The 19185-nt window shown below is 66.5% G+C and carries 19 protein-coding genes; 8 read left to right on the forward strand and 11 right to left on the reverse strand.

From position 1 onward, the window contains the following. Positions 1 to 70: 70 nt before the first annotated feature. The 7 genes from HH110_RS09860 to HH110_RS09890 all read right to left on the reverse strand — a co-directional run bounded on the left by HH110_RS09860 (position 71) and on the right by HH110_RS09890 (position 4654). Positions 71 to 496: a hypothetical protein gene (locus HH110_RS09860; RefSeq protein WP_176989495.1), complete on the reverse strand. Its 426-nt coding sequence runs from the start codon at positions 494 to 496 to the stop codon at positions 71 to 73. A gap of 93 nt (positions 497 to 589) precedes the next feature. Continuing rightward, positions 590 to 1198, reverse strand: coding sequence for a DUF2884 family protein (locus HH110_RS09865; RefSeq protein WP_176989496.1), 609 nt, complete (start codon positions 1196 to 1198; stop codon positions 590 to 592). Between the two features lie 30 nt (positions 1199 to 1228). After that, complete coding sequence (locus tag HH110_RS09870) at positions 1229 to 2110, reverse strand: DUF2807 domain-containing protein (protein ID WP_176989497.1); 882 nt, start codon at positions 2108 to 2110, stop codon at positions 1229 to 1231. 27 nt (positions 2111 to 2137) lie between these two features. Beyond that, entirely contained in the window at positions 2138 to 3166 is a 1029-nt protein-coding gene (locus tag HH110_RS09875; RefSeq protein WP_176989498.1) for a hypothetical protein, read from the reverse strand. After that, entirely contained in the window at positions 3163 to 4038 is an 876-nt protein-coding gene (locus tag HH110_RS09880) for an ABC transporter ATP-binding protein (RefSeq protein ID WP_176989499.1), read from the reverse strand. Before HH110_RS09880 ends, HH110_RS09875 begins: the two co-directional genes overlap by 4 nt. Continuing rightward, positions 4035 to 4397, reverse strand: a complete 363-nt coding sequence (locus tag HH110_RS09885; RefSeq protein ID WP_019185943.1) for a GntR family transcriptional regulator — start codon at positions 4395 to 4397, stop codon at positions 4035 to 4037. Before HH110_RS09885 ends, HH110_RS09880 begins: the two co-directional genes overlap by 4 nt. A gap of 2 nt (positions 4398 to 4399) precedes the next feature. Further along, positions 4400 to 4654: a hypothetical protein gene (locus HH110_RS09890; RefSeq protein ID WP_176989500.1), complete on the reverse strand. Its 255-nt coding sequence runs from the start codon at positions 4652 to 4654 to the stop codon at positions 4400 to 4402. 528 nt (positions 4655 to 5182) lie between these two features. Between HH110_RS09890 and HH110_RS09895 the strand changes: the two genes are divergently transcribed. From HH110_RS09895 to HH110_RS09920, 6 genes are all read left to right on the forward strand, one after another. Then, the gene (locus tag HH110_RS09895; protein WP_241696514.1) at positions 5183 to 5725 is read left to right on the forward strand and encodes a glutathione peroxidase; all 543 of its coding nucleotides are present in this window, start codon (positions 5183 to 5185) and stop codon (positions 5723 to 5725) included. A gap of 84 nt (positions 5726 to 5809) precedes the next feature. Further along, the gene (locus HH110_RS09900; RefSeq protein WP_176989501.1) at positions 5810 to 6790 is read left to right on the forward strand and encodes an FKBP-type peptidyl-prolyl cis-trans isomerase; all 981 of its coding nucleotides are present in this window, start codon (positions 5810 to 5812) and stop codon (positions 6788 to 6790) included. A gap of 22 nt (positions 6791 to 6812) precedes the next feature. After that, positions 6813 to 8162, forward strand: a complete 1350-nt coding sequence (locus HH110_RS09905; RefSeq protein WP_176989502.1) for a UDP-glucose/GDP-mannose dehydrogenase family protein — start codon at positions 6813 to 6815, stop codon at positions 8160 to 8162. Then, positions 8155 to 8394, forward strand: a complete 240-nt coding sequence (locus HH110_RS09910) for a SlyX family protein (RefSeq protein ID WP_176989503.1) — start codon at positions 8155 to 8157, stop codon at positions 8392 to 8394. Before HH110_RS09905 ends, HH110_RS09910 begins: the two co-directional genes overlap by 8 nt. A 9-nt stretch (positions 8395 to 8403) precedes the next feature. Beyond that, a complete protein-coding gene (locus tag HH110_RS09915) occupies positions 8404 to 9096 on the forward strand; it encodes a DUF2058 domain-containing protein (RefSeq protein ID WP_176989504.1) in 693 nt (230 codons plus the stop codon). 70 nt (positions 9097 to 9166) lie between these two features. Then, positions 9167 to 11251 (forward strand): acyltransferase family protein, encoded by a 2085-nt coding sequence (locus HH110_RS09920; protein WP_176989505.1) that lies wholly within the window; start codon positions 9167 to 9169, stop codon positions 11249 to 11251. A 25-nt stretch (positions 11252 to 11276) separates the two neighbouring features. Here the strand turns inward: HH110_RS09920 and HH110_RS09925 are convergent, their stop codons facing one another. The 4 genes from HH110_RS09925 to HH110_RS09940 all read right to left on the reverse strand — a co-directional run bounded on the left by HH110_RS09925 (position 11277) and on the right by HH110_RS09940 (position 17421). Further along, complete coding sequence (locus tag HH110_RS09925) at positions 11277 to 12482, reverse strand: MFS transporter (RefSeq protein ID WP_176989506.1); 1206 nt, start codon at positions 12480 to 12482, stop codon at positions 11277 to 11279. A 145-nt stretch (positions 12483 to 12627) separates the two neighbouring features. Then, positions 12628 to 15312 (reverse strand): methionine synthase, encoded by a 2685-nt coding sequence (metH, locus tag HH110_RS09930; RefSeq protein WP_176989507.1) that lies wholly within the window; start codon positions 15310 to 15312, stop codon positions 12628 to 12630. A gap of 63 nt (positions 15313 to 15375) precedes the next feature. After that, positions 15376 to 16482, reverse strand: coding sequence for a homocysteine S-methyltransferase family protein (locus HH110_RS09935; RefSeq protein WP_176989508.1), 1107 nt, complete (start codon positions 16480 to 16482; stop codon positions 15376 to 15378). A gap of 9 nt (positions 16483 to 16491) precedes the next feature. Then, positions 16492 to 17421 carry a metalloregulator ArsR/SmtB family transcription factor gene (locus HH110_RS09940; RefSeq protein ID WP_121037902.1) on the reverse strand — a complete coding sequence of 310 codons (930 nt, stop codon included), beginning with the start codon at positions 17419 to 17421 and terminating at the stop codon, positions 16492 to 16494. Between the two features lie 147 nt (positions 17422 to 17568). On the opposite strand from HH110_RS09940, the gene HH110_RS09945 reads away from it, so the two are divergent. Then, positions 17569 to 18717, forward strand: coding sequence for an acyl-CoA dehydrogenase family protein (locus tag HH110_RS09945; RefSeq protein ID WP_176989509.1), 1149 nt, complete (start codon positions 17569 to 17571; stop codon positions 18715 to 18717). A gap of 136 nt (positions 18718 to 18853) precedes the next feature. Next, positions 18854 to 19147 carry a hypothetical protein gene (locus HH110_RS09950; RefSeq protein ID WP_176989510.1) on the forward strand — a complete coding sequence of 98 codons (294 nt, stop codon included), beginning with the start codon at positions 18854 to 18856 and terminating at the stop codon, positions 19145 to 19147. The last annotated feature ends 38 nt before the right edge of the window (positions 19148 to 19185 follow it).

A 19185-nucleotide genomic window follows, 5' to 3' on the forward strand; every position in this document is an offset into this window, starting at 1 on the left:
GTTGCTGAAATGAAAAACGGGCCGAAAGGCCCGTTTTTTTGGTGCGGAGCCGGCCAGCGGCCGGCACTGCCTAGTGGCGGTCGGCCTGCAGATTGCCGAAGGTCTCGGTATACGCCTTGAATTCCGGGATTTTCGCGGTCAGGTCCGGCGGGATCGGCTGCATGCCCTCGGGCACCTGGATCTTCACCGAGCGCTTGGCCGGGTCCGGCGGGGCATCGGTCAGGGTGTTCTGGCGCAGCACCTGCAACTGGCCGAACATGCCCTGCAGCATCGCCTGCTGCTCCTCGTTGAGCGGGATTTCGATCTCATCGATCTTCATGTGCCCGTTGGGCAGGATGATGATGTTCGGCGCGGGCGCGCGGCGCACGGTGACCATGCCGTCGCTGACGGTGATCTTCGGCTTGCTGCGCTCGGCGCGGTGATTGCGGTATTCCTGGTCGCAACCGGTGGCGACCAGGCAGAACAGGGCGAACAGCAACAGACTCAGCTTCTTCATGAGCAGGCAACGCATGCGACGGGAGGGGAGATTGTAGTCCTCCCGCCCCCGGAAGGGCCTGCCTGCGACGCATCGTCGCAGGCAGAGGCCGGTTTACTTGCCGCAGTCGTCGATGTCGCTCTGGTCCATGGTCGCGTAGGGCTGGAAGGCCGGCAGCGCGGCGGCCAGCGCCTGCTGCCTGGCCATCATCCCCGGCAACAGGCCGCACAGCTTCTGGGCCTGGTCCTCGATCTTCTTGGCCTCTTCATTCACCCGCGCTTCGATGCCCTGGGTGTCGCCGGAGAACATGCCCTTGATCGCTTCACCGGCGGCTTTCACGCCGAGATTGGCACCGGCCACGCCGATCTCCATGCCGGCACTGGCCAGCGATTCGACCTGCTTGCGGTAGTCCAGCAGCAGCGCACGCTGCCGGGCGTCCACGGCGACCGCCTTGCCATCGATGAGCAGGTCACCCTGCGGGCTGATCTCGGCCTTCGGGGATTTCCCGTTGGAGATCGAGATGTTGCCCTGGGTGATTTCCTTGCGGGCCTTGTCGGTGGCCTCCTGAACGGTCTTGCCGATGCCATCGGTATCCAGCGCGCTGGTCGCGGGGGCGGATGCGCTCTGGTCGGCGGGCGCTTTGCCCTTGCCGCTGTCAGGGGCGTTGCAGGCAGCGATCGGCAGGCACAACAGCAGGGCAGGCAGCAGCAGTCGAGTCGTCATGATGCGTATCCGTAAGAGGAGATGAGAGGCTTACTTGCCGCGCGGCAGTTCAACCCGGCCGCGCACGTTGCTGTGGCGGATGTCGCCGCTGCCGCTGTTGGCAACGCGCAGGTCGCCGCCGACGTCGCGTGCGGTCACATCGCCGGAACCGTGGCGGTCCACGGTGACGCTGCCACCGATGTCGCGCAGTTCGGTATCGCCGGAGCCCACGGTGCCGACCCGTACGTTGCCCTTGGCCTGGCGCACAGTGGTGTCACCCGAGCCGACCACGCCGATGTCGACGTTGCCGCCGACCGTATCGAGTTCGAAGTCGCCGGAGCCGATCGTGCCGACCTTGGCATCGCCGCGGACGTTGCGCGCCGTGAAGTCACCCGAGCCGACCGAGAGCAGGTTCAGTGCACCGGCACCGTCGAGGACAACATCGCCCGAGCCGACCGCCGCGGTCACCAGACCCTTGATGTTCTCGAGCTTGATATCGCCGGAGCCGACGTCGGCGCTGAGCGAATGCGCGCCGGTGACGCTGGCGTCGCCCGAGCCGACCTTGAGCTGGACCAGGATCGTGTCCGGCACGGTGCCGCGCATGTCCAGGTAGGCATAGCTGTTTCCGCTCATGGAGAGGCTGCGGCCTTCGCGCTGCAGGCGGACGACGAGCTTGTCGCCGACCTTCTGCTGGGTCACGGTCAGCTCGCGCAGCCAGTCGGCGTTGGAGGCGCAGGCGCGCCCACCGAGCTGTGCCGCGCCCGGGCCGGCCTGCAGCACCAGATCGTGCTGGTTCACTTCGAACACCACTGCCTTGGCACCGGCCAGGTCGAGCTTGAGGTCACGCGCTTCGTTGAACTTGCACTGCGGTTCATCGGCGAGCGCGGTCAGCGGCAGCAACAACAGGGAAGCAACAGCGAGCTTGCGGATCATGGGTGGGTCCTCGATGAAGGGCAGGGATCAGATTTCGCCGGCGCGGCGGCGCAGGCGGATGGCCAGGAACAGGAACACCACACCGAAGGCTGCACCGATCCACAGTTCCGGCATGGCGAAGGCGCCCAGCTGGTGGCTCGGGCCCAGTTCGTTGACCAGGTTGTCCATGTTGCCATTGCCGCTGAACAGCGCGTCGCCACGGTAGAACTGGTCGGTCGCGGGAACCGCGCTGAGAAGCAGGCGGCCGACGATGTGCTTCCAGAACCAGCCACCGGTCAGGTCGAACAGGGTCATCACCTTGGTGGTGCTGACGATGATGCCGGCGAACAGCGGCAGCATCACCGCCCACAGGAACGGCTTGGTCTTGGCCCAGGCCGAGCACAGCAGCAGCCAGCCCACGGTCGGCAACGCCCACAGCAGGTAGACCGGGATCCAGGACAGGTGGCCGGCGATGATGGTCAGCGGGCTGGCCGGACCCCAGATCAGCACCATCGGGTCACCGCCGTGGGCGATCACCACGATCGAGATCATCACCAGGAAGCCGAGCATGGTCAGGGCCGAGGCGATCACCGCGATGAGCGGGGCGATCAGCAGCGCGCTCAGTGCCTTGGACAGCACCGTGGACGTATCCGACAGCGGCAGCGACTTCCAGAACAGGATGCTGCGGTCGCGGCGGTCGTCGTACAGGGCGCCCAGGCAGTAGAAGAACACCACGAAGGCGAGCACGATCAGCGGCCAGCCCGAGCTCAGGATCAGGGTCAGGTCCAGGCCATTGGCCAGGTCGTGCAGGTTCTTGGCATCCAGCTTGCTGGTCAGCAGGCTCAGGTCCAGGCCGTTGATGCTGACGTTCTCGTCGTTGAGATGGAGGCCGCCGCTCTTGACCGCGCGGTGCATGGCGACCAGGCCGAACACGATGCCGAGCAGGCTCATCACCAGCGAGATGCCACCGGCGATCACCGGCGCATACAGGAAGCCGCCGCGGTTTTCCCAGTACTCACGCTTGAGCAGCCACTTGAACGCACTGGCCTTGCTGATGGGATGGTTGACGGTGTTCATGCGTAGGTTCCCTTCATGATGGCCACGAACAGATCCGCCAGCCCCGGGCTGCGGATTTCCCCCAAGGGCGCGAGCTGGGCGCGTGGCACCCCGTCGAACAGCAGGACGGTCTTGCCGAAGGGCAGGGCGCGGTCGTCGATCGGCTTGAGCGCGCGCGCGGCCTCCACGGCGTCGGCCGAGACCAGTACTTCGGTGTAGCGCTCGCCGATGTCTTCCATGTCGGTGGTGAGGACGATGCGGCCATCGCGGATGAACATCACATCGGTGAGGATGTGTTCGATCTCTTCCACCTGGTGGGTGGTGACGATGATGGTCTTCTGCTCGTCGAAGTAGTCTTCCAGCAGGCGCTGGTAGAACTCCTTGCGGTACAGGATGTCCAGGCCGAGCGTGGGCTCGTCCAGCACCAGCACCTTGGCATCGATGGCCATCACCAGCGCCAGGTGCAGCTGCACGATCATGCCCTTGGACAGTTCACGCACGCGCTGCTTCGGATGCAGCTTGGTGGAGGCCAGGAAGCGCTCGCAGCGGGCCCGGTCGAAGCGCGGATGGGTGCCGGCGACGAAATCGATCGCCTCGCGCACCTTCATCCAGCGTGGCAGCACCGCCACGTCGGCGATGAAGCACACATCGTTCATCAGCGCGTTGCGCTGCTCGGCCGGGTCCAGCCCGAGCACGCGCAGCTCGCCTTCCACCGAGGTCAGGCCGAGCAGGGCCTTGAGCAGGGTGGTCTTGCCGGCGCCGTTGGGACCGATCAGGCCGGTGATGCGGCCGGGGGCGATCGTGAAGCTGGTGTTGTCCAGCGCCACGGTCTGTTTGTAGGCCTTGCGCAGGCCTCGAGCGGAAATGACGACATCACTTGCAACGGCATTCATGAGGATTTCCCCTGGGGCAGCAATTCGTCGAGGTTCAGGCCCAGGCGCTGGATGCGTTCCAGGACCAGCGGCCATTCTTCATTGAGGAACCGGTCGCGCTCGCTGCTGCGCAGCTGCGTGGCCGCTTCTTCGGTCATGAACATGCCCAGGCCGCGGCGCTTCTCGACCAGGCCTTCATCGGCCAGTTCCTGGTAGGCGCGCGAAACGGTGATGGGGTTGAGCTGGTACTCGGCGGCTACCTGCCGGACCGAAGGCAGGGCGTCGCCGGGTTTGATGATGCCGTCAAGCATCATGGCGATCACGCGCTCCTTCAGCTGGCGGTAGATCGGAGCACCATCGCTCCATTGAATATCGCTCATGGTCAGCTCCGTGGGTTCAGCGACTGCGCGAATGAGAAGTAAGGCATGGACAGGGAGCTGTGCAGCCGGCGGGGGGGCGTGGGGGCGCCGTCGGCGTTCCCTGCCTCGATGACGCCTGCGTCCTGCGGGCCTTCAAACACATTGGCGCTGGCGGCATCGCCAGCGTCACCGGAGGGGGTGCCGAACCAGCCGAGCAACAGCAGCGCCGAGGCGGCGATGACGGCTTTGGCGGAGTGGTGGTGGCGCATGCGGGTCATGGGCTTCCCCTGTCTAGGTGACTGGTGTTGTATGAAACTATAACACCGGCACGCCGAAGATCAACATGGGGAGTGCCCCAACTGATGGCAGGGGGTGCATGACAGGCGCCGTTCATCCTCAAGTCATTGAAAGTAATGGGTATTCATGAGGGGTTCCCCGGCATTGTCCGCCAGCGGACATTCATTGATGTCAATGATATGGCAAGCGAGGGCCGCATTCAGGCGATTGGTTGAGGGCAGGAGCGACCACGGGGACGCGGTCAGATACGTCACCGCTGACGCTGAATGCGCCTCTGATCGGGTGCGCCTGGAAACCCGCCGCAGCCCCGCGCGCAGCGCATCGATGGCACGCGGACCAACGGCGGACGGCGGCTAAAACGCCGGTGATATAGTGCCCGCCGCAGTTCCGGCAGCGTCCGCCGGGCCCGTTGAGCCTCTCTTTTCCTTACCTGGAGTGTCGCGATGCACCACGTGTCTCTGTTGTCGCCCGTCCGTCGCGACCGCGCTCCGCGCCGGGCCCGCGCGCCCATGCTGTTGCTGGCGCTCGGCCTGCTGGTGGGGACGTCGGCCCAGGCGGCCGATCTGCTCGATGTGAGCTATCGCCCGCTCGCCGGCAAAGGCGAAGTGAACCTGGCCAAGCAGTACGGCGGCAAGGTGCTGCTGGTGGTGAATACCGCCAGCAAGTGCGGTTTCACCCCGCAGTACGAAGGCCTGGAGGCCCTGCAGCGCAAGTACGCCGCGCGGGGTTTCTCGGTCCTGGGCTTTCCGTCCAATGATTTCAAAGGCCAGGAGCCGGGCGACGAGACCCAGATCCAGGAGTTCTGCACGCTGACCTACGGCGTGAAGTTCCCGATGTTCCAGAAGGTGGTCGTCACCGGGCCGGAGGCGACACCGCTGTACCGCAGTCTCGCCACTGCCACGGGCGTATCGCCGGGCTGGAACTTCCACAAGTATCTGGTCGGTCGCGACGGCCGGGTGGTCGCGCAGTTCCCGAGCAAGGTCACCCCGGACGATCCGAAGTTGGTGGCGGCGATCGAACGTGAGCTGTCTGTCACGGCAAACAAGCGCTGACGATATCGACATCTCGGACGCGCGTGCGACAATGGTTGCTTTCGCGCCGACGTCGGCGTCCAGTCACTTCCAGGAATGCAGCGAATGAAGATGGGAATGCGCGGCGCCGCGGCGTCGGTTCTGATTCTGGCGATGGGTGCCACCGGTACCGCGATGTCGCAACAACCAGCCGCCCGCGCGGCTGTCAAGGAGACTTCCACTTTGAACTCCCAACGGGAAAAGCTCGGCTACGCCATCGGCATCGATGTGGCCAATTCGTTTGGTCCGATCTCCAGCGAGATCGACCTGGCCGCACTGCGCCGCGGTGTGACCAATGCCTTTGAAGGCAAGCAGCCGCTGATCAGCCAGGAAGAGGCGCAGAAGACCGACGCCGCCCTGCGCCAGGCCGTGATGGCCAAGAACGGTCAGCCGGTTCCGGGCGTCGCGCCGGGCACCGCGCCGCCGAAGGTGGACCGCGAAAAGGTCGGCCTGATGCTGGGCAGCTTCGCCGTGGGCCCGTCGCTGGCCCCGCTGAAGGACGATGTGGACCTGGACGCGCTGTTCGACGCGGTCAGCACCACGTTCAACAACGGCACCCCGAAGATGACCGCCGAGCAGGCCAAGGCCACGCTGGAAGGCTTCATGAAGGGCAAGCAGGCTGAAATGGAAGCCAAGTCCGCTGCCCAGGCCGGTACCAACCGCGTGGACGGCAACAACTTCCTGGCCAAGAACAAGACCGCGCCGGGCGTGGTGACCACCGCGTCGGGCCTGCAGTACCAGGTGCTGCGTCCGGGTTCGGGCGAACGCCCGCTGCCGACCAGCAAGGTGCGCGTGAACTACGAAGGCAAGCTGCTCGACGGCACCGTGTTCGACAGCAGTTACCAGCGCGGCCAGCCGATCGAGTTCGGTCTGGACCAGGTGATCAAGGGCTGGTCGGAAGGCGTCTCGCTGATGCCGACCGGTTCCAAGTACCGCTTCTGGATTCCGGGCGAGCTGGCCTATGGCGAGCAGGGCACCCCGGGTGGCCCGATCGGTCCGAACGCCACGCTGACGTTCGACGTCGAGCTGCTGAACGTTCTTCCGTAACGGATCTGGAGCCCCACCGCCCATGCGCGTTGCGATTTTCGGTACCGGCTACGTCGGTCTTGTCACGGGTACCTGCCTGGCCGAGGTCGGCCACCAGGTGATCTGTGTCGATATCGACCAGGCCAAGGTCGACGGCCTCAACAACGGGATCATCCCGATCTATGAGCCCGGCCTGGAGCCTATGGTGAAGGACAACCACGCGGCGTCGCGGTTGACCTTCACCTCCGATGCCGCCACCGCGATCGCGCATGGCCAGGTGATCTTCATTGCCGTGGGCACGCCACCGGACGAGGACGGCAGTGCCGACCTGCAGTACGTGCTGGCCGTGGCCCGCACCATCGGCCGGCACATCACCGTGCCGGTGGTGGTGGTGAACAAATCGACCGTGCCGGTAGGCACGGCCGACAAAGTCCGTGAGGCCATCGCGCAGGCGCTGGCCGAACGCGGCGTGGAGATCGCGTTCGACGTGGTCTCCAATCCCGAATTCCTCAAGGAAGGCGACGCGGTCGCCGACTGCATGCGGCCGGACCGCATCGTGGTGGGCGCGTCCAATCCCGATTCGATCGCATTGATGCGTCGCCTGTATGCACCGTTCAACCGCAACCACGACCGCGTGGTGGAGATGGACGTGCGCTCGGCGGAGCTGACCAAGTACGCGGCCAACGCGATGCTGGCGACCAAGATTTCGTTCATGAACGAAATCGCCAACATCGCCGAGAAGGTCGGTGCCGATATCGAGCAGGTCCGCCAGGGCATCGGTTCGGACCCGCGGATCGGCTGGCACTTCATCTATCCCGGTGCCGGTTACGGCGGCTCGTGCTTCCCCAAGGATGTGCAGGCGCTGGCCCGCACCGCCCAGCAGTACGGCCATGAGCCGATGCTGTTGAACGCGGTCGAAGCCGTCAACGAGCATCAGAAAGGCCATCTGTTCGCCCTGATCCAGCGCCACTACGACCGTGGCGAAGACGAAGGCGTGCGCGGCAAGACCTTCGCGGTGTGGGGCCTGGCATTCAAGCCGAACACCGATGACATGCGCGAGGCCTCCAGCCGCCGCCTGCTGGCGCAGCTGTGGGAAGCTGGTGCGACGGTGCGCGCCTATGATCCGGAAGCGACCGAAGAAGCGCGCCGCATTTTCGGCGAGCGCGATGACCTGGTGTTCTGCGCCAACGCCTATGACGCCCTCGAGGGCGCCGATGCGCTGGTCGTGGTGACCGAATGGAAGCAGTTCCGCAGCCCGGATTTCATCCGGCTGCGCGAGATGCTCAGCGATGCGGTCGTCTTCGACGGCCGCAATCTGTACGACCCGCAGGATATCGAAGCCGCGGGCCTGGCTTACTACGGCATTGGCCGGGGACGTTCGTTGAATGCATGAGTCCACACCCTCCGAGCGCGAACAGGCGATGGAAGCACGCCTGGTCGAGCTGGAAATGCGTGTCTCCTTCCAGGAGCAGGCGCTGGCCGAACTGAGCGAGGCCCTGGCCGATGCGCGCATGGAAGGCAACCGCAATGCCGACCTGACCCGCATCCTGCTCGAAGACCTCGGCAAGGTCCGCACCGCGCTGTATTCCGATTCGGCCGAAGAGCCGCCGCCTCCGCATTACTGATCTGACGTCATGAGCGATACTCTCCGCGACCAGCTGCTGGGCCTTGGCTTCAAAGCCGCGCCCAAACCCGAACGAACCAACGACCGCAAGCCGGATCGTCGACCCGATGCGCGCCGCGATGGCCGCCCGGCCGGCAAGCCGCAGGGCGCACGCCCGGCCGGCAAGCCCGGCGAGGGCCAGCGTCCCGCCCGCGACGGCGACCGCCGCCCGCAGGGCAAGGGCCGTCCCGCCGGCGCCCGTCCGCCCCAGGGCGCGCCCGGCAAGCCGCGCTCGCGCGAGGACATCGACCTCGCCAAGGCGTATGCGATCCGTGCGCAGAAGGAAAAGGACGACCGCATCGAGGCCGAGCGCCTGAAGCAGGAAGAGGCGCGCCTGCGTCGCGAAGCCAAGGCCAAGCTGGAGGTCCTGCTGGAAGGCAAGTCCCTCAACGCCGAAGCGGCCGACATCGCGCGCCATTTCCTGTATGGCGGCAAGATCAAGCGGATCTACGTGACGGCCGACCAGCTCAAGGCACTCAATGCCGGCGAGCTCGGCGTGCTGCAGCAGAACGGCCGCTACGTGCTGGTGACCGCCGCGGTGCTGGCCGAGGCCGAAGCGGTGTTCGCACCGTCGGTGGCATTGAAGGTCGACCCGGATGCGCCGGCTGGCGAAGATCCCTACGCCGATCCGCAGTACCAGGTGCCGGACGACCTGGTCTGGTAAGCCACCGCCACCATTGTTGAACGTACTGGGCGCCGTCAGGCGCCCAGTGCATGTCAGGAGCAGGGCAACCATGCAGGAACGCAGTCCCGGGTACTTCCCGCATATCGATGGACTGCGCGCCATCGCGGTGCTGGCGGTGATCCTCTATCACCTCAAGGCCAGCTGGTTGCCGGGCGGCTTCACCGGCGTGGACGTGTTCTTCGTCATCTCCGGCTTCGTGGTCAGCGCTTCGGTGGATCGACTGCCAGCGGTCGGCGGCTGGGCCGGGCTGGCGCGCTTCTACGCGCGGCGCATGCGTCGCATCGCCCCGGCACTGGTGGTGTGCCTGCTGGTAACGGCGATGCTCAGCGCGTTGCTGATTCCCGAATCCTGGCTCAGCGAGACCAGCGACAAGACCGGCCGCATGGCCTTTGTGGGCTTGAGCAACTGGGTGCTGGCCAGCACCGGCAATGACTACTTCTCGCCGCGCACCGAATTCAATCCGTATACGCATACCTGGTCGCTGGGTGTGGAAGAGCAGTTCTACCTGCTGTTCCCGCTGTTGTTCCTGGCCTGGGCCAAAGGCCCGCGCGGGCGCTGGCTGTCGCTGGGGCTGTTCGGCGTGGCCACCGTGGCATCGCTGGGGTATGCGGTGTTCCGGGCGCGGCAGGGCGGCCATGAGATCGATGCCTTCTACCTGACCACCACACGGTTCTGGCAGCTTGGTGCGGGCGTGCTGCTGTTCCAGCTGTTGGCGTTGAGCGGGCGATTCACGCCGCCATCGGTGCCACTGCGTGGCTTCGGCTGGCGCTCGCCATTGTTGCTGTTGAGCCTTGTGGCGCTGGGTTACGGTCTGTGGGCCGCACGCCCGGGCCATTCGCCGTGGGTCGATGGGGTGTGGCCGGTGCTGGGCACGCTGGGCCTGCTCGGCCTGCTGCAGGGCTCACCCGGCGGCTTGATCGGGCGCGCGCTGGCGACCACGCCGATGGTGACGATCGGACGCCTGTCCTACTCGTTGTACCTGTGGCACTGGCCGGTCTTCGTGCTGTTCCGCTGGACGGTGGGCCTGGAGACGCTGGCCACCGGCGGTGCCGCGCTGCTGTGCGTGGTGTTGCTGTCCTGGCTGTCGTGGCGCTGGGTGGAACAACCGCTGCGGCATGGGGCGCGCTGGCGCGTCAGCAATGCGCGCTGGGTCGCGATCGGGCTGGGCGCGCTGGTGCTCGGGGCCGGGCTGCAGTCGGCGCTGGTCAAGACCCAGCAGTACACCTCGCTCAGCGTGGTCAGCCGCGCCCCGCTGGACTGGTATCCGTATGCCAAGGGGCTGAAGAAGGAAATTCCCGAGTGCCGCGTGCGGGTCGGCAACGTGCCGGTGCCCGGCGGGCAGGCGCGCCTGTACGAGCGCGGCGAGTGCCCGGGACGCACCGCATCCACCCGCCAACTGTTCGTGGCCGGTGATTCGCACGCGCTGGCTTACCACGAGATGCTGCAGCGCCTGGCCGTGCTCGATGGAGCGCCGATCCGCCTGTACGGCAGCGGCGGCTGCGCGCTGGTCGGGCTGCGTGACTGGCAGGGGCCCAATCCGGCCTGCGAGGCCTATGCGCGCAATGTGCTGGACGATATCCAGGCGCGCGCGCAGCCGGGCGATGTGGTGCTGTTGGCAGGGCTGCGGCTGCCGCGGCTGTCCGAACAGTACGCCTTGTTCGATGTCGCACAGGTGCGTGCCGAACATCTCAGCGAAACCGCCGATGCAGGCCGCAACGCCGAAATCGCGCACTGGATCGCGCAGCTCAGACCGCTGGCCGATCGCGGCGTGCGCATCGTGCTGGAAGCGCCCAAACCGGTGCTGCCGGCGCCGCCGTACCGCTGCTCAGATGTGTTCAACCGGCACAACCCGATCTGCGCCCACGGCATGACCATCGCGCGCAGCGAGATCGAGCAGTTGCGTGCGCCGGTGCTGGCCGGCCTGCAGCAGGTGGCTGCCGGTCTGCCCGGTGCGTCGATCTGGGATCCGATGCCGTTGCTGTGCCCCGGTGCGCAGTGCCTGCCGACCCGCGACGGAAAACCGCTGTTCTTCGATGGCGATCATCTCAGCGGCTACGGCAATCGTCTGCTGCTGCCGGATTTCCAGGCGCATCTGCGCCGTTTGGAGGCGACGGCACCCGCCGCCACCCCGTGAGTCGCCCGCCACGCATGGCGTGGCGTTACACGGCTGCGCGCTTCCGGCGGCCGGCGCGCAGCAGCGGCAGGCTGATCGCGAAGAAGCACAGCAGGGCGCCAGCCAACGCGAATCCGCTGCCGGCCAGGAACGCCGTGCGGCCCTGATCGATCGGCCACAGCTGGCCGGCGATCAACGCACCGAGCACGCCGCCCACGCCGGACGAGAACCCGTACAGCAGGCCCTGGCCATGGCCGTTGAGCCGGCCGGGGAAGTAGGTCGCCAGCATCTGCATCGCGGCAGCGAAGAAGGCCGCGAAGCCCAGTGCGTGCGCGGTCTGGGCGATCAGCATCACCGGCAGGTTCTCCGGGAACAGCGCGGTGACCGCCCAGCGCACGGTGGAACTGAGCAGCGCGATCAGCAGCATCCAGCTGGCGTCATAACGGCGGAAAAAGCGGCCGATGGTGAAGAACACGCCCACTTCGAAGACCACCCCGATCGTCCACAACACGCCCAGCGTGGAGGTCGCGTAGCCGTGGTGATCCATGTAGACCGAGAAGAAGGTGTAGTAGGGGCCGAACGACAGCTGCTCCATGAACGCCGCGAGGAAGAACGCCAGCACCTGCGGCTTGCGCACGATCTGCCAGAAGCCGCTGGCGTCGCCGTCGCTGCGCTGCAGGTTGCGCGCATAGCGGTTGGCGAACCCCGAGGCGGTGAGCAGGCCGAACAGCGGCAGCATCAGCCAGGGCAGCAGGTGCGCGTTGCCGGCGCCGCCGTCGCCTTCGATGATCCAGCCGAACAGCATCACCACGGCGATGAAGCCCAGCGAGCCCCACACCCGGATCAGCCCGTAACGGTGGCTGTCACTGCCCAGGTGGGTCAGCGTGATCGATTCGAACTGCGGCATCACCGCGTTGTAGAAAAAGCAGAACGTGATCATCGCCGGATACAGCCACGGTTGCGGCAACGGCAGCAGGAAGGCGCAGAACGTCAGCAGGGTCAGCACGCAGCCCAGCCGCAGCCAGAAGATCGGGCGCGGCGAGGCGGCGGCGAGGGAGGTCCAGGTGGTGGGCGCGACGATGCGGGTGGCGTACCAGAGGCCCATCATCACGCTGATCGCGGTGACGCTCATCCCGCGCGAGGTCAGGAACAACGACCAGTACGGGGTGAACGCGCCGAGGGCGGCGTAGTAGAAGAGGTAGAACGAGGACAGGCGGACGGCCGGAACGGCGTCGCGGGGGAGGGCGGTCATGCGGGGTCTCGAAGGGCGCGCACCCACCAAAAGCGGGTGCCTACCCGGGCATTATGCCGTCAGCACCCGACCGTGGGCCGGGCAAACGAACGACACCGGCAATCCATTACGTCGGTAGCACCCGACCGTTGGCCGGGTGGCACGCTCATTCCGGATCGTAATCCAGGTTCGAGGCCACCCAGCGCTCGGCCTGCACACGGTCCACGCCCTTGCGCTTGGCGTAGTCGACCACCTGTTCACGGGTGACCCGGCCGACCACGAAATACTGGCTCTGCGGATGGCTGAAGTAATAGCCCGACACCGCCGCGGTGGGCAGCATCGCGAAGCTCTCGGTCAGCTGCATGTCCGCGTTGCGCTCGGCATCCAGCAAGCGGAACAGCGTGGCTTTCTCGCTGTGCTCCGGACAGGCCGGGTAGCCGGGGGCAGGGCGGATACCGGCGTACTTCTCGGCGATCAGCGATTCGTTGTCCAGCTGCTCGTCCGGCTGGTAGCCCCAGTAATCCATGCGTACATGCTGGTGCAGGCGCTCGGCCAGCGCTTCGGCCAGGCGGTCGGCCAGCGCCTTGAGCAGGATCGCGTTGTAATCGTCGTGGTCGGCCTCGAAGCGGGCCACGTGCGGGTCGATGCCGATGCCGGCGGTCACCGCGAACGCGCCGATCCAGTCCTGCCTGCCGCTGTCGGCCGGCGCGATGAAATCGGCGAGGCAGAAATCCGGGCGTTCGACTGGCTTGTCGACCTGCTGGCGCAGGAAGTGCAGCACGGCAGGGCCGCTGTCAGTGCGCAGGTGCACGTCATCGCCGACGCTGTTGGCCGGCCACAGGCCGAACACGGCCTTGGCGGTCAGCCACTTCTCCGCGACGATCCGGCTGAGCATCGCGCGGGCGTCCTTGTACAGGTCGGTCGCCTGGGGCCCGACGATCTCATCGGTGAGGATCGCCGGATACTTGCCCGCCAGTTCCCAGGCCTGGAAGAACGGCGTCCAGTCGATCACCTCGACCAGGTCGGCCAGCGGGTAATCGTCGAGCACATGCAGGCCCGGCTTGCGCGGCACCGGCGGTGTGTAGGTGGCCCAGTCGCCCACGAACCGCTGGGCGCGCGCCTTGGCGAGGGTCACCAGCCGCTTGGCGTCGCCACGGTTGCGATGACGCTGGCGGATGTCGGCGTAGTCGGCCTCGTTGGCGGCCACGAAGGCATCGCGCAGCTCGCGCGAGATCAATGACTGTGCCACGCCGACCGCGCGCGAGGCATCCTTCACCCACACCGTGGGCGCCTTGTAGTGCGGGTCGATCTTCAGCGCGGTGTGCGCGCGCGAGGTGGTCGCGCCGCCGATCATCAATGGCATCGTGAAGCCCTGCCGCTCCATCTCGCGGGCGACGTGGCTCATCTCTTCCAGCGACGGTGTGATCAGGCCGGACAGGCCGATGATGTCGGCCTTCTCGGCGCGCGCGGCATCCAGGATCTTCTGCGCGGGCACCATCACGCCCAGGTCGATCACATCGAAGTTGTTGCAGGCCAGGACCACGCCGACGATGTTCTTGCCGATGTCGTGCACGTCGCCCTTGACCGTGGCCATGATGATCTTGCCGTTGCTCTTGGCGGTGTCCCCGCTGCGTGCCTTCTCGGCCTCGATGTAGGGCAGCAGGTAGGCCACCGCCTTCTTCATCACGCGCGCGGATTTGACCACCTGCGGCAGGAACATCTTGCCCGCGCCGAACAGGTCGCCGACGATGTTCATGCCGTCCATCAGCGGCCCTTCGATGACATCCAGCGGACGCGTCGAGCGCGCACGCGCTTCTTCGGTGTCCTGCTCGACCCACGCGTCCATGCCGTGCACCAGCGCATGCGCGAGGCGATCATTGACCGGCTTCTCGCGCCAGGCGAGGTCTTCGCCGCGCACTTCGCCCTTCTTGCCCTTGTAGCGCTCGGCGATCTCCAGCAGGCGCTCGGTACCGTCGCTGCGGCGGTTGAGGATCACGTCCTCCACGCGCTCGCGCAGCTCGGCGTCCAGATCGTCGTAGATCGGCATCGCACCGGCGTTGACGATGCCCATGTCCATGCCCGCGCCGATGGCATGGAACAGGAACACCGAGTGGATCGCCTGGCGCACGGTTTCATTGCCGCGGAACGAGAACGACACGTTGGAGACACCGCCGGAGACATGGCAGTGCGGCAGGGTGCGCTTGATGATGCGGGTGGCTTCGATGAAGTCGACCGCGTAGTTGTCGTGCTCTTCGATGCCGGTGGCGACGGCGAAGATGTTCGGGTCGAAGATGATGTCCTGCGGCGGGAAGCCGACCTGCTCGGTCAGGATCCGGTAGGCGCGGGTGCAGATCTCCACCTTGCGTGCGCAGGTATCGGCCTGGCCATCCTCGTCGAAGGCCATCACCACCGCGGCGGCGCCGTAGCGCAGCACCTTGCGCGCCTGTTCGATGAACTGCGCTTCGCCTTCCTTGAGCGAAATCGAATTGACCACGCTCTTGCCCTGCAGGCATTTCAGCCCGGCCTCGATCACGCTCCACTTGGAGGAATCGACCATCACCGGAATGCGCGCGATGTCCGGCTCGGACATGATGAGGTTGAGGTAGCGCGTCATCGCCTTTTCGGAATCGATCAGGCCCTCGTCCATGTTGACGTCGAGGATCTGCGCGCCATTGGCGACCTGCTGGCGCGCCACTTCCACCGCCTCTTCGTAGCGCTCTTCCTTCACCAGCTTGCGGAACTGCGCGCTGCCGGTGACGTTGGTGCGCTCACCGATGTTGACGAACAGCAGGTCCGGCGTGATGACCAGCGGCTCGAGACCGGACAGGCGGGTGTGGCGGGAAGACGTCATGGGCAGGCTGGCACGGGCTGGCGGAGGAGGGTCAACGACAACGGGAGCGTGGTGCGGACGCGGTCATGCCGCGTCTTCCAGCGGGGGTGCCGGCAGGCGGCGGGGCGGCAGATCGGCGACCGCCTCGGCGATCGCGCGGATGTGCGCCGGGGTGGTGCCGCAGCAGCCGCCCACCAGGTTGAGCAGGCCGGCACTGGCGAATTCGCGCAGCGTCGTGGCCATTTCTTCCGGAGTTTCGTCGTACTCGCCGAAGGCATTGGGCAGGCCCGCGTTCGGGTGTGCGCTGACCAGGCACTCGGCCACGGTGGACAAGGTCTCCACGTGCGGCCGCATGTCGCTGGCACCGAGCGCGCAGTTCAGCCCGATCGACAGCGGCCGGCCGTGCGCGACCGAGGCGTAGAACGCTTCGGCCGTCTGCCCGGACAGGGTGCGCCCGGAGGCATCGGTGATCGTGCCGGAGATCATCACCGGCAGGCGCCCACCGCGCGCATCGAACACCTCTTCGATGGCGAACAGCGCGGCCTTCGCGTTGAGCGTATCGAAGATGGTTTCCACCATCAGGGTGTCGGCGCCGCCGTCGATCAGGCCGTCGATGGCTTCGCGGTAGGTCTCGCGCAGGGCATCGAAACTGGTGTTGCGGAAACCGGGATCGTTCACGTCCGGGCTGATCGAGGCGGTGCGGCTGGTCGGGCCGAGCACGCCGATCACGAAGCGCGGCTTGCCCGGCGTGGTCGCCGCAACCGCATCGCAGCAGGCGCGCGCCACCGCGGCGCCGGCTTTGTTGAGCTCGTAGACCAGGTGTTCAAGGTGATAGTCGGCCTGGCTGACCGAGGTCGCGTTGAACGTATTGGTCTCGACCAGATCGGCACCGGCTTCCAGGTACGCGGTGTGGATGCCGCCGATCACCTCCGGCCGGGTCAACAGCAGCAGGTCGTTGTTGCCCTTGAGGTCATGCCCCTGCGGCGCGTCGCCCGGCGCGGCATGGTCGCAGCCGGGCCCGTGCTGGTGGTCGTAACCGCCGGCGAAGCGCTCGCCGCGGTAATCCTCTTCCTCCAGTCCGTGCCGCTGGATCATCGTGCCCATGGCCCCATCGATGATCAGGATGCGCTGGGCCAGCGCCGTTTCCAGCGCGTGCACGCGGTCGGGGTGGAGCCAGGGCAGGGATGACATGGGCAGACCTCAGGGTTTGCTGGCGATCAGCGAGATGACTTCGAAATGTGGCGGGCGCTTCTCGCGGGTCACGGTTTCCAGGCTGGAGACGACCAGGCCGGCCTTCTCCACGAACTTGCGCAGTTCCTTGTCGCTGAAACCGAGGTTGACGTGGCCATAGGCATCCACGGCCGCGCGATGCTCGTGCCGGGCCAGGCTGCACAGCAGCAGTCGGCCGCCCGGGCGCAGCACGCGCGCGCCTTCGGCCACGGCCTGGGCCGGTTTGGCCGCGTAGGTCAGCGCATGCATCAGCACCACCAGGTCGAAGCTCTGGTCGGGGAAGGGCAGGGCATGCATGTCGCCTTCGCGCACTTCCACGTTGGCCAGCCGGCGCAGGCGCTCGCTGGCCGCGGCGACCACGCGCGCGCTGGTGTCGATGCAGATGTAGCGCTTGGCGTGCGGCGCCACCAGCTCGGCCAGCACGCCGTCACCGGAGGCGATGTCGAGCACGTCGCCGGTTTCCAGCAGCGGCAGCGCAGTGCGGGCCAGCGCTTCCCAGGTGCGGCCGGGGGAGTAGTGGCGTTCCATGTCGCCGGCGACGCTGTCGGCCCAGTTCTGGTCGGCGGCACGGCTGGCCATCACCGCGGCAACGCGTTCAGCGTCCTGGCGCAGCAGCGGGTCGTCGCTGCCGGTGCTCAGGGCATGCCACAATGCGCGCTGCGCCGGGTCCAGCGCGGCGTCATCGAAGCGGTAATACGCCGAGACGCCGGAGCGACGGTCGCGGACCAGGCCGGCTTCCTTGAGCCGGGCCAGATGGGTGGACACCCGCGGCTGGGCCAGCGTGGTGATGGCCGACAGCTCGGCCACGGTGAGTTCTTCCTGTTCCAGCAGCGCCAGCAGGCGCACCCGGGTGGCGTCGGCGAACACTTTCAGCCGGACGGACCAGTCCTCGAGATCCATAAATATCTACCTATCGCGATATAGAGATATTTTCGTCCTTTGGCGGCTGTCCGGTCAAGTCAGGCGTGCCTCCCCGCCCCCCGGTACAATCGCCCGACCTGGCCGCGCTCTGCGCGGCCATATCACTAATGTCCCCGGGAGGGTGTTGTGGATTTCAGCTTTACCGAAGAGCAGTTGATGCTGCAGGACGTTGCGCGCCGTATCGCGCAGGAAAAGATCGCGCCGAGCGCCGAGCACCATGACCGCACCGGCGAGTTCCCGCTGGAGAACATCCGCCTGCTGGGCGAGAACGGTCTGATGGGCATCGAAGTGCCCGAAGCCTACGGCGGTGCGGGCATGGATCCGATCGCCTACGTCCTGGCGATGGTGGAGGTCGCCGCCGGAGACGCCGCGCATTCGACGATCATGTCGGTCAACAACTCGTTGTTCTGCAACGGTATCCTGACCCATGGCAGCGAAGCGCAGAAGCAGAAGTACGTGCGCGCCATTGCCGAGGGCGAAGCCATCGGCGCGTTCGCGCTGACCGAGCCGCAGTCCGGCTCGGATGCGACGGCGATGCGCTGCCGCGCGGTCAAGCAGGCCGACGGCACCTACGTCATCAACGGCAAGAAGAGCTGGATCACCTCCGGCCCGGTCGCCAAGTACATCGTGCTGTTTGCGATGACCGATCCGGACCAGGGCGCACGTGGCATCAGCGCGTTCATGATCGACACCGACAAGCCCGGCTTCCACCGCGGCAAGACCGAGCCGAAGCTGGGTATCCGTGCTTCGGCGACCTGCGAGATCGAGTTCCAGGATTACGTGGCCGCTGCCGATGACGTGGTCGGCAAGGAAGGCGAGGGCTTCAAGATCGCCATGGGCGTGCTCGATGCCGGCCGGATCGGTATCGCTTCGCAGGCGATCGGCATCGCGCGTGCCGCGTACGAAGCCACGATCGAATACGTGAAGGACCGCAAGGCCTTCGGCGCCGCGATCGGTACCTTCCAGATGACCCAGGCCAAGATCGCCGACATGAAGTGCAAGCTGGACGCAGCGCTGCTGCTGACGCTGCGCGCGGCATGGGTGAAGGGCCAGGGCAAGCGCTTCAGCAATGAAGCGGCGATCGCCAAGCTGACCGCTTCGGAAGCAGCGATGTGGATCACCCACCAGGCCGTGCAGATCCACGGCGGCATGGGCTATTCCAAGGAAATGCCGCTGGAGCGTTACTTCCGCGATGCCAAGATCACCGAGATCTACGAGGGCACCTCGGAAATCCAGCGGTTGGTGATCGCGCGCAACGAAACCGGATTGCGTTGAGGTAGCGCGGCCACGACCCACGGTCGTGGCCCGCCGGCGGAGGCTGTAGCGTCGGGGCCGCCCGCCGGGTAGGTGCCGACCGTTGGTCGGCACCCGGGTGGTGCAGAATGTGCGGTTCCGTTCTGCAGGACATTCCATGATCATCTATCGAGGCGCAGGGTTCCTGACCCTGCTCACGCCCGTCGTCGCGTTGTTGCTGCTGATGTGGCTGTGGCCGGATCCGAGCGTCGCCAAGGGCAACATATCGTTGACCCGGTTGCTGCTGGGTTTCGGCATCGGCGCAGCGATCAATGTCGTGGTGGGCCTGGTGCTCAACCGCGGCCCGCGCGCGGAGGGCGAGCCTGCCCGCCATCATTTCTTCTACCTGCCGATGCAGTGGCCGTCGCTGGCGATCGTGGCCGCCTGTGCAGCGGGGGCGCTGCTGCGCTGAGACGTTTGGTGGTGCGCTGAGACCGTGTGGTAGTGCCG

The organism is Stenotrophomonas sp. SAM-B (genome assembly GCF_013387485.1).
Lineage (GTDB): Bacteria > Pseudomonadota > Gammaproteobacteria > Xanthomonadales > Xanthomonadaceae > Stenotrophomonas > Stenotrophomonas maltophilia_AA.

What these genes read in the sequence shown, in the direction of transcription:
- HH110_RS09860 (WP_176989495.1), bottom strand. Translation starts at nt 496, where the DNA reads ATGAAGAAGCTGAGTCTGTTGCTGTTCGCCCTGTTCTGCCTGGTCGCC.
- HH110_RS09865 (WP_176989496.1), bottom strand. Translation starts at nt 1,198, where the DNA reads ATGACGACTCGACTGCTGCTGCCTGCCCTGCTGTTGTGCCTGCCGATC.
- HH110_RS09870 (WP_176989497.1), bottom strand. Translation starts at nt 2,110, where the DNA reads ATGATCCGCAAGCTCGCTGTTGCTTCCCTGTTGTTGCTGCCGCTGACC.
- HH110_RS09875 (WP_176989498.1), bottom strand. Translation starts at nt 3,166, where the DNA reads ATGAACACCGTCAACCATCCCATCAGCAAGGCCAGTGCGTTCAAGTGG.
- HH110_RS09880 (WP_176989499.1), bottom strand. Translation starts at nt 4,038, where the DNA reads ATGAATGCCGTTGCAAGTGATGTCGTCATTTCCGCTCGAGGCCTGCGC.
- HH110_RS09885 (WP_019185943.1), bottom strand. Translation starts at nt 4,397, where the DNA reads ATGAGCGATATTCAATGGAGCGATGGTGCTCCGATCTACCGCCAGCTG.
- HH110_RS09890 (WP_176989500.1), bottom strand. Translation starts at nt 4,654, where the DNA reads ATGACCCGCATGCGCCACCACCACTCCGCCAAAGCCGTCATCGCCGCC.
- HH110_RS09895 (WP_241696514.1), top strand. Translation starts at nt 5,183, where the DNA reads ATGCTGTTGCTGGCGCTCGGCCTGCTGGTGGGGACGTCGGCCCAGGCG.
- HH110_RS09900 (WP_176989501.1), top strand. Translation starts at nt 5,810, where the DNA reads ATGAAGATGGGAATGCGCGGCGCCGCGGCGTCGGTTCTGATTCTGGCG.
- HH110_RS09905 (WP_176989502.1), top strand. Translation starts at nt 6,813, where the DNA reads ATGCGCGTTGCGATTTTCGGTACCGGCTACGTCGGTCTTGTCACGGGT.
- HH110_RS09910 (WP_176989503.1), top strand. Translation starts at nt 8,155, where the DNA reads ATGCATGAGTCCACACCCTCCGAGCGCGAACAGGCGATGGAAGCACGC.
- HH110_RS09915 (WP_176989504.1), top strand. Translation starts at nt 8,404, where the DNA reads ATGAGCGATACTCTCCGCGACCAGCTGCTGGGCCTTGGCTTCAAAGCC.
- HH110_RS09920 (WP_176989505.1), top strand. Translation starts at nt 9,167, where the DNA reads ATGCAGGAACGCAGTCCCGGGTACTTCCCGCATATCGATGGACTGCGC.
- HH110_RS09925 (WP_176989506.1), bottom strand. Translation starts at nt 12,482, where the DNA reads ATGACCGCCCTCCCCCGCGACGCCGTTCCGGCCGTCCGCCTGTCCTCG.
- metH (WP_176989507.1), bottom strand. Translation starts at nt 15,312, where the DNA reads ATGACGTCTTCCCGCCACACCCGCCTGTCCGGTCTCGAGCCGCTGGTC.
- HH110_RS09935 (WP_176989508.1), bottom strand. Translation starts at nt 16,482, where the DNA reads ATGTCATCCCTGCCCTGGCTCCACCCCGACCGCGTGCACGCGCTGGAA.
- HH110_RS09940 (WP_121037902.1), bottom strand. Translation starts at nt 17,421, where the DNA reads ATGGATCTCGAGGACTGGTCCGTCCGGCTGAAAGTGTTCGCCGACGCC.
- HH110_RS09950 (WP_176989510.1), top strand. Translation starts at nt 18,854, where the DNA reads ATGATCATCTATCGAGGCGCAGGGTTCCTGACCCTGCTCACGCCCGTC.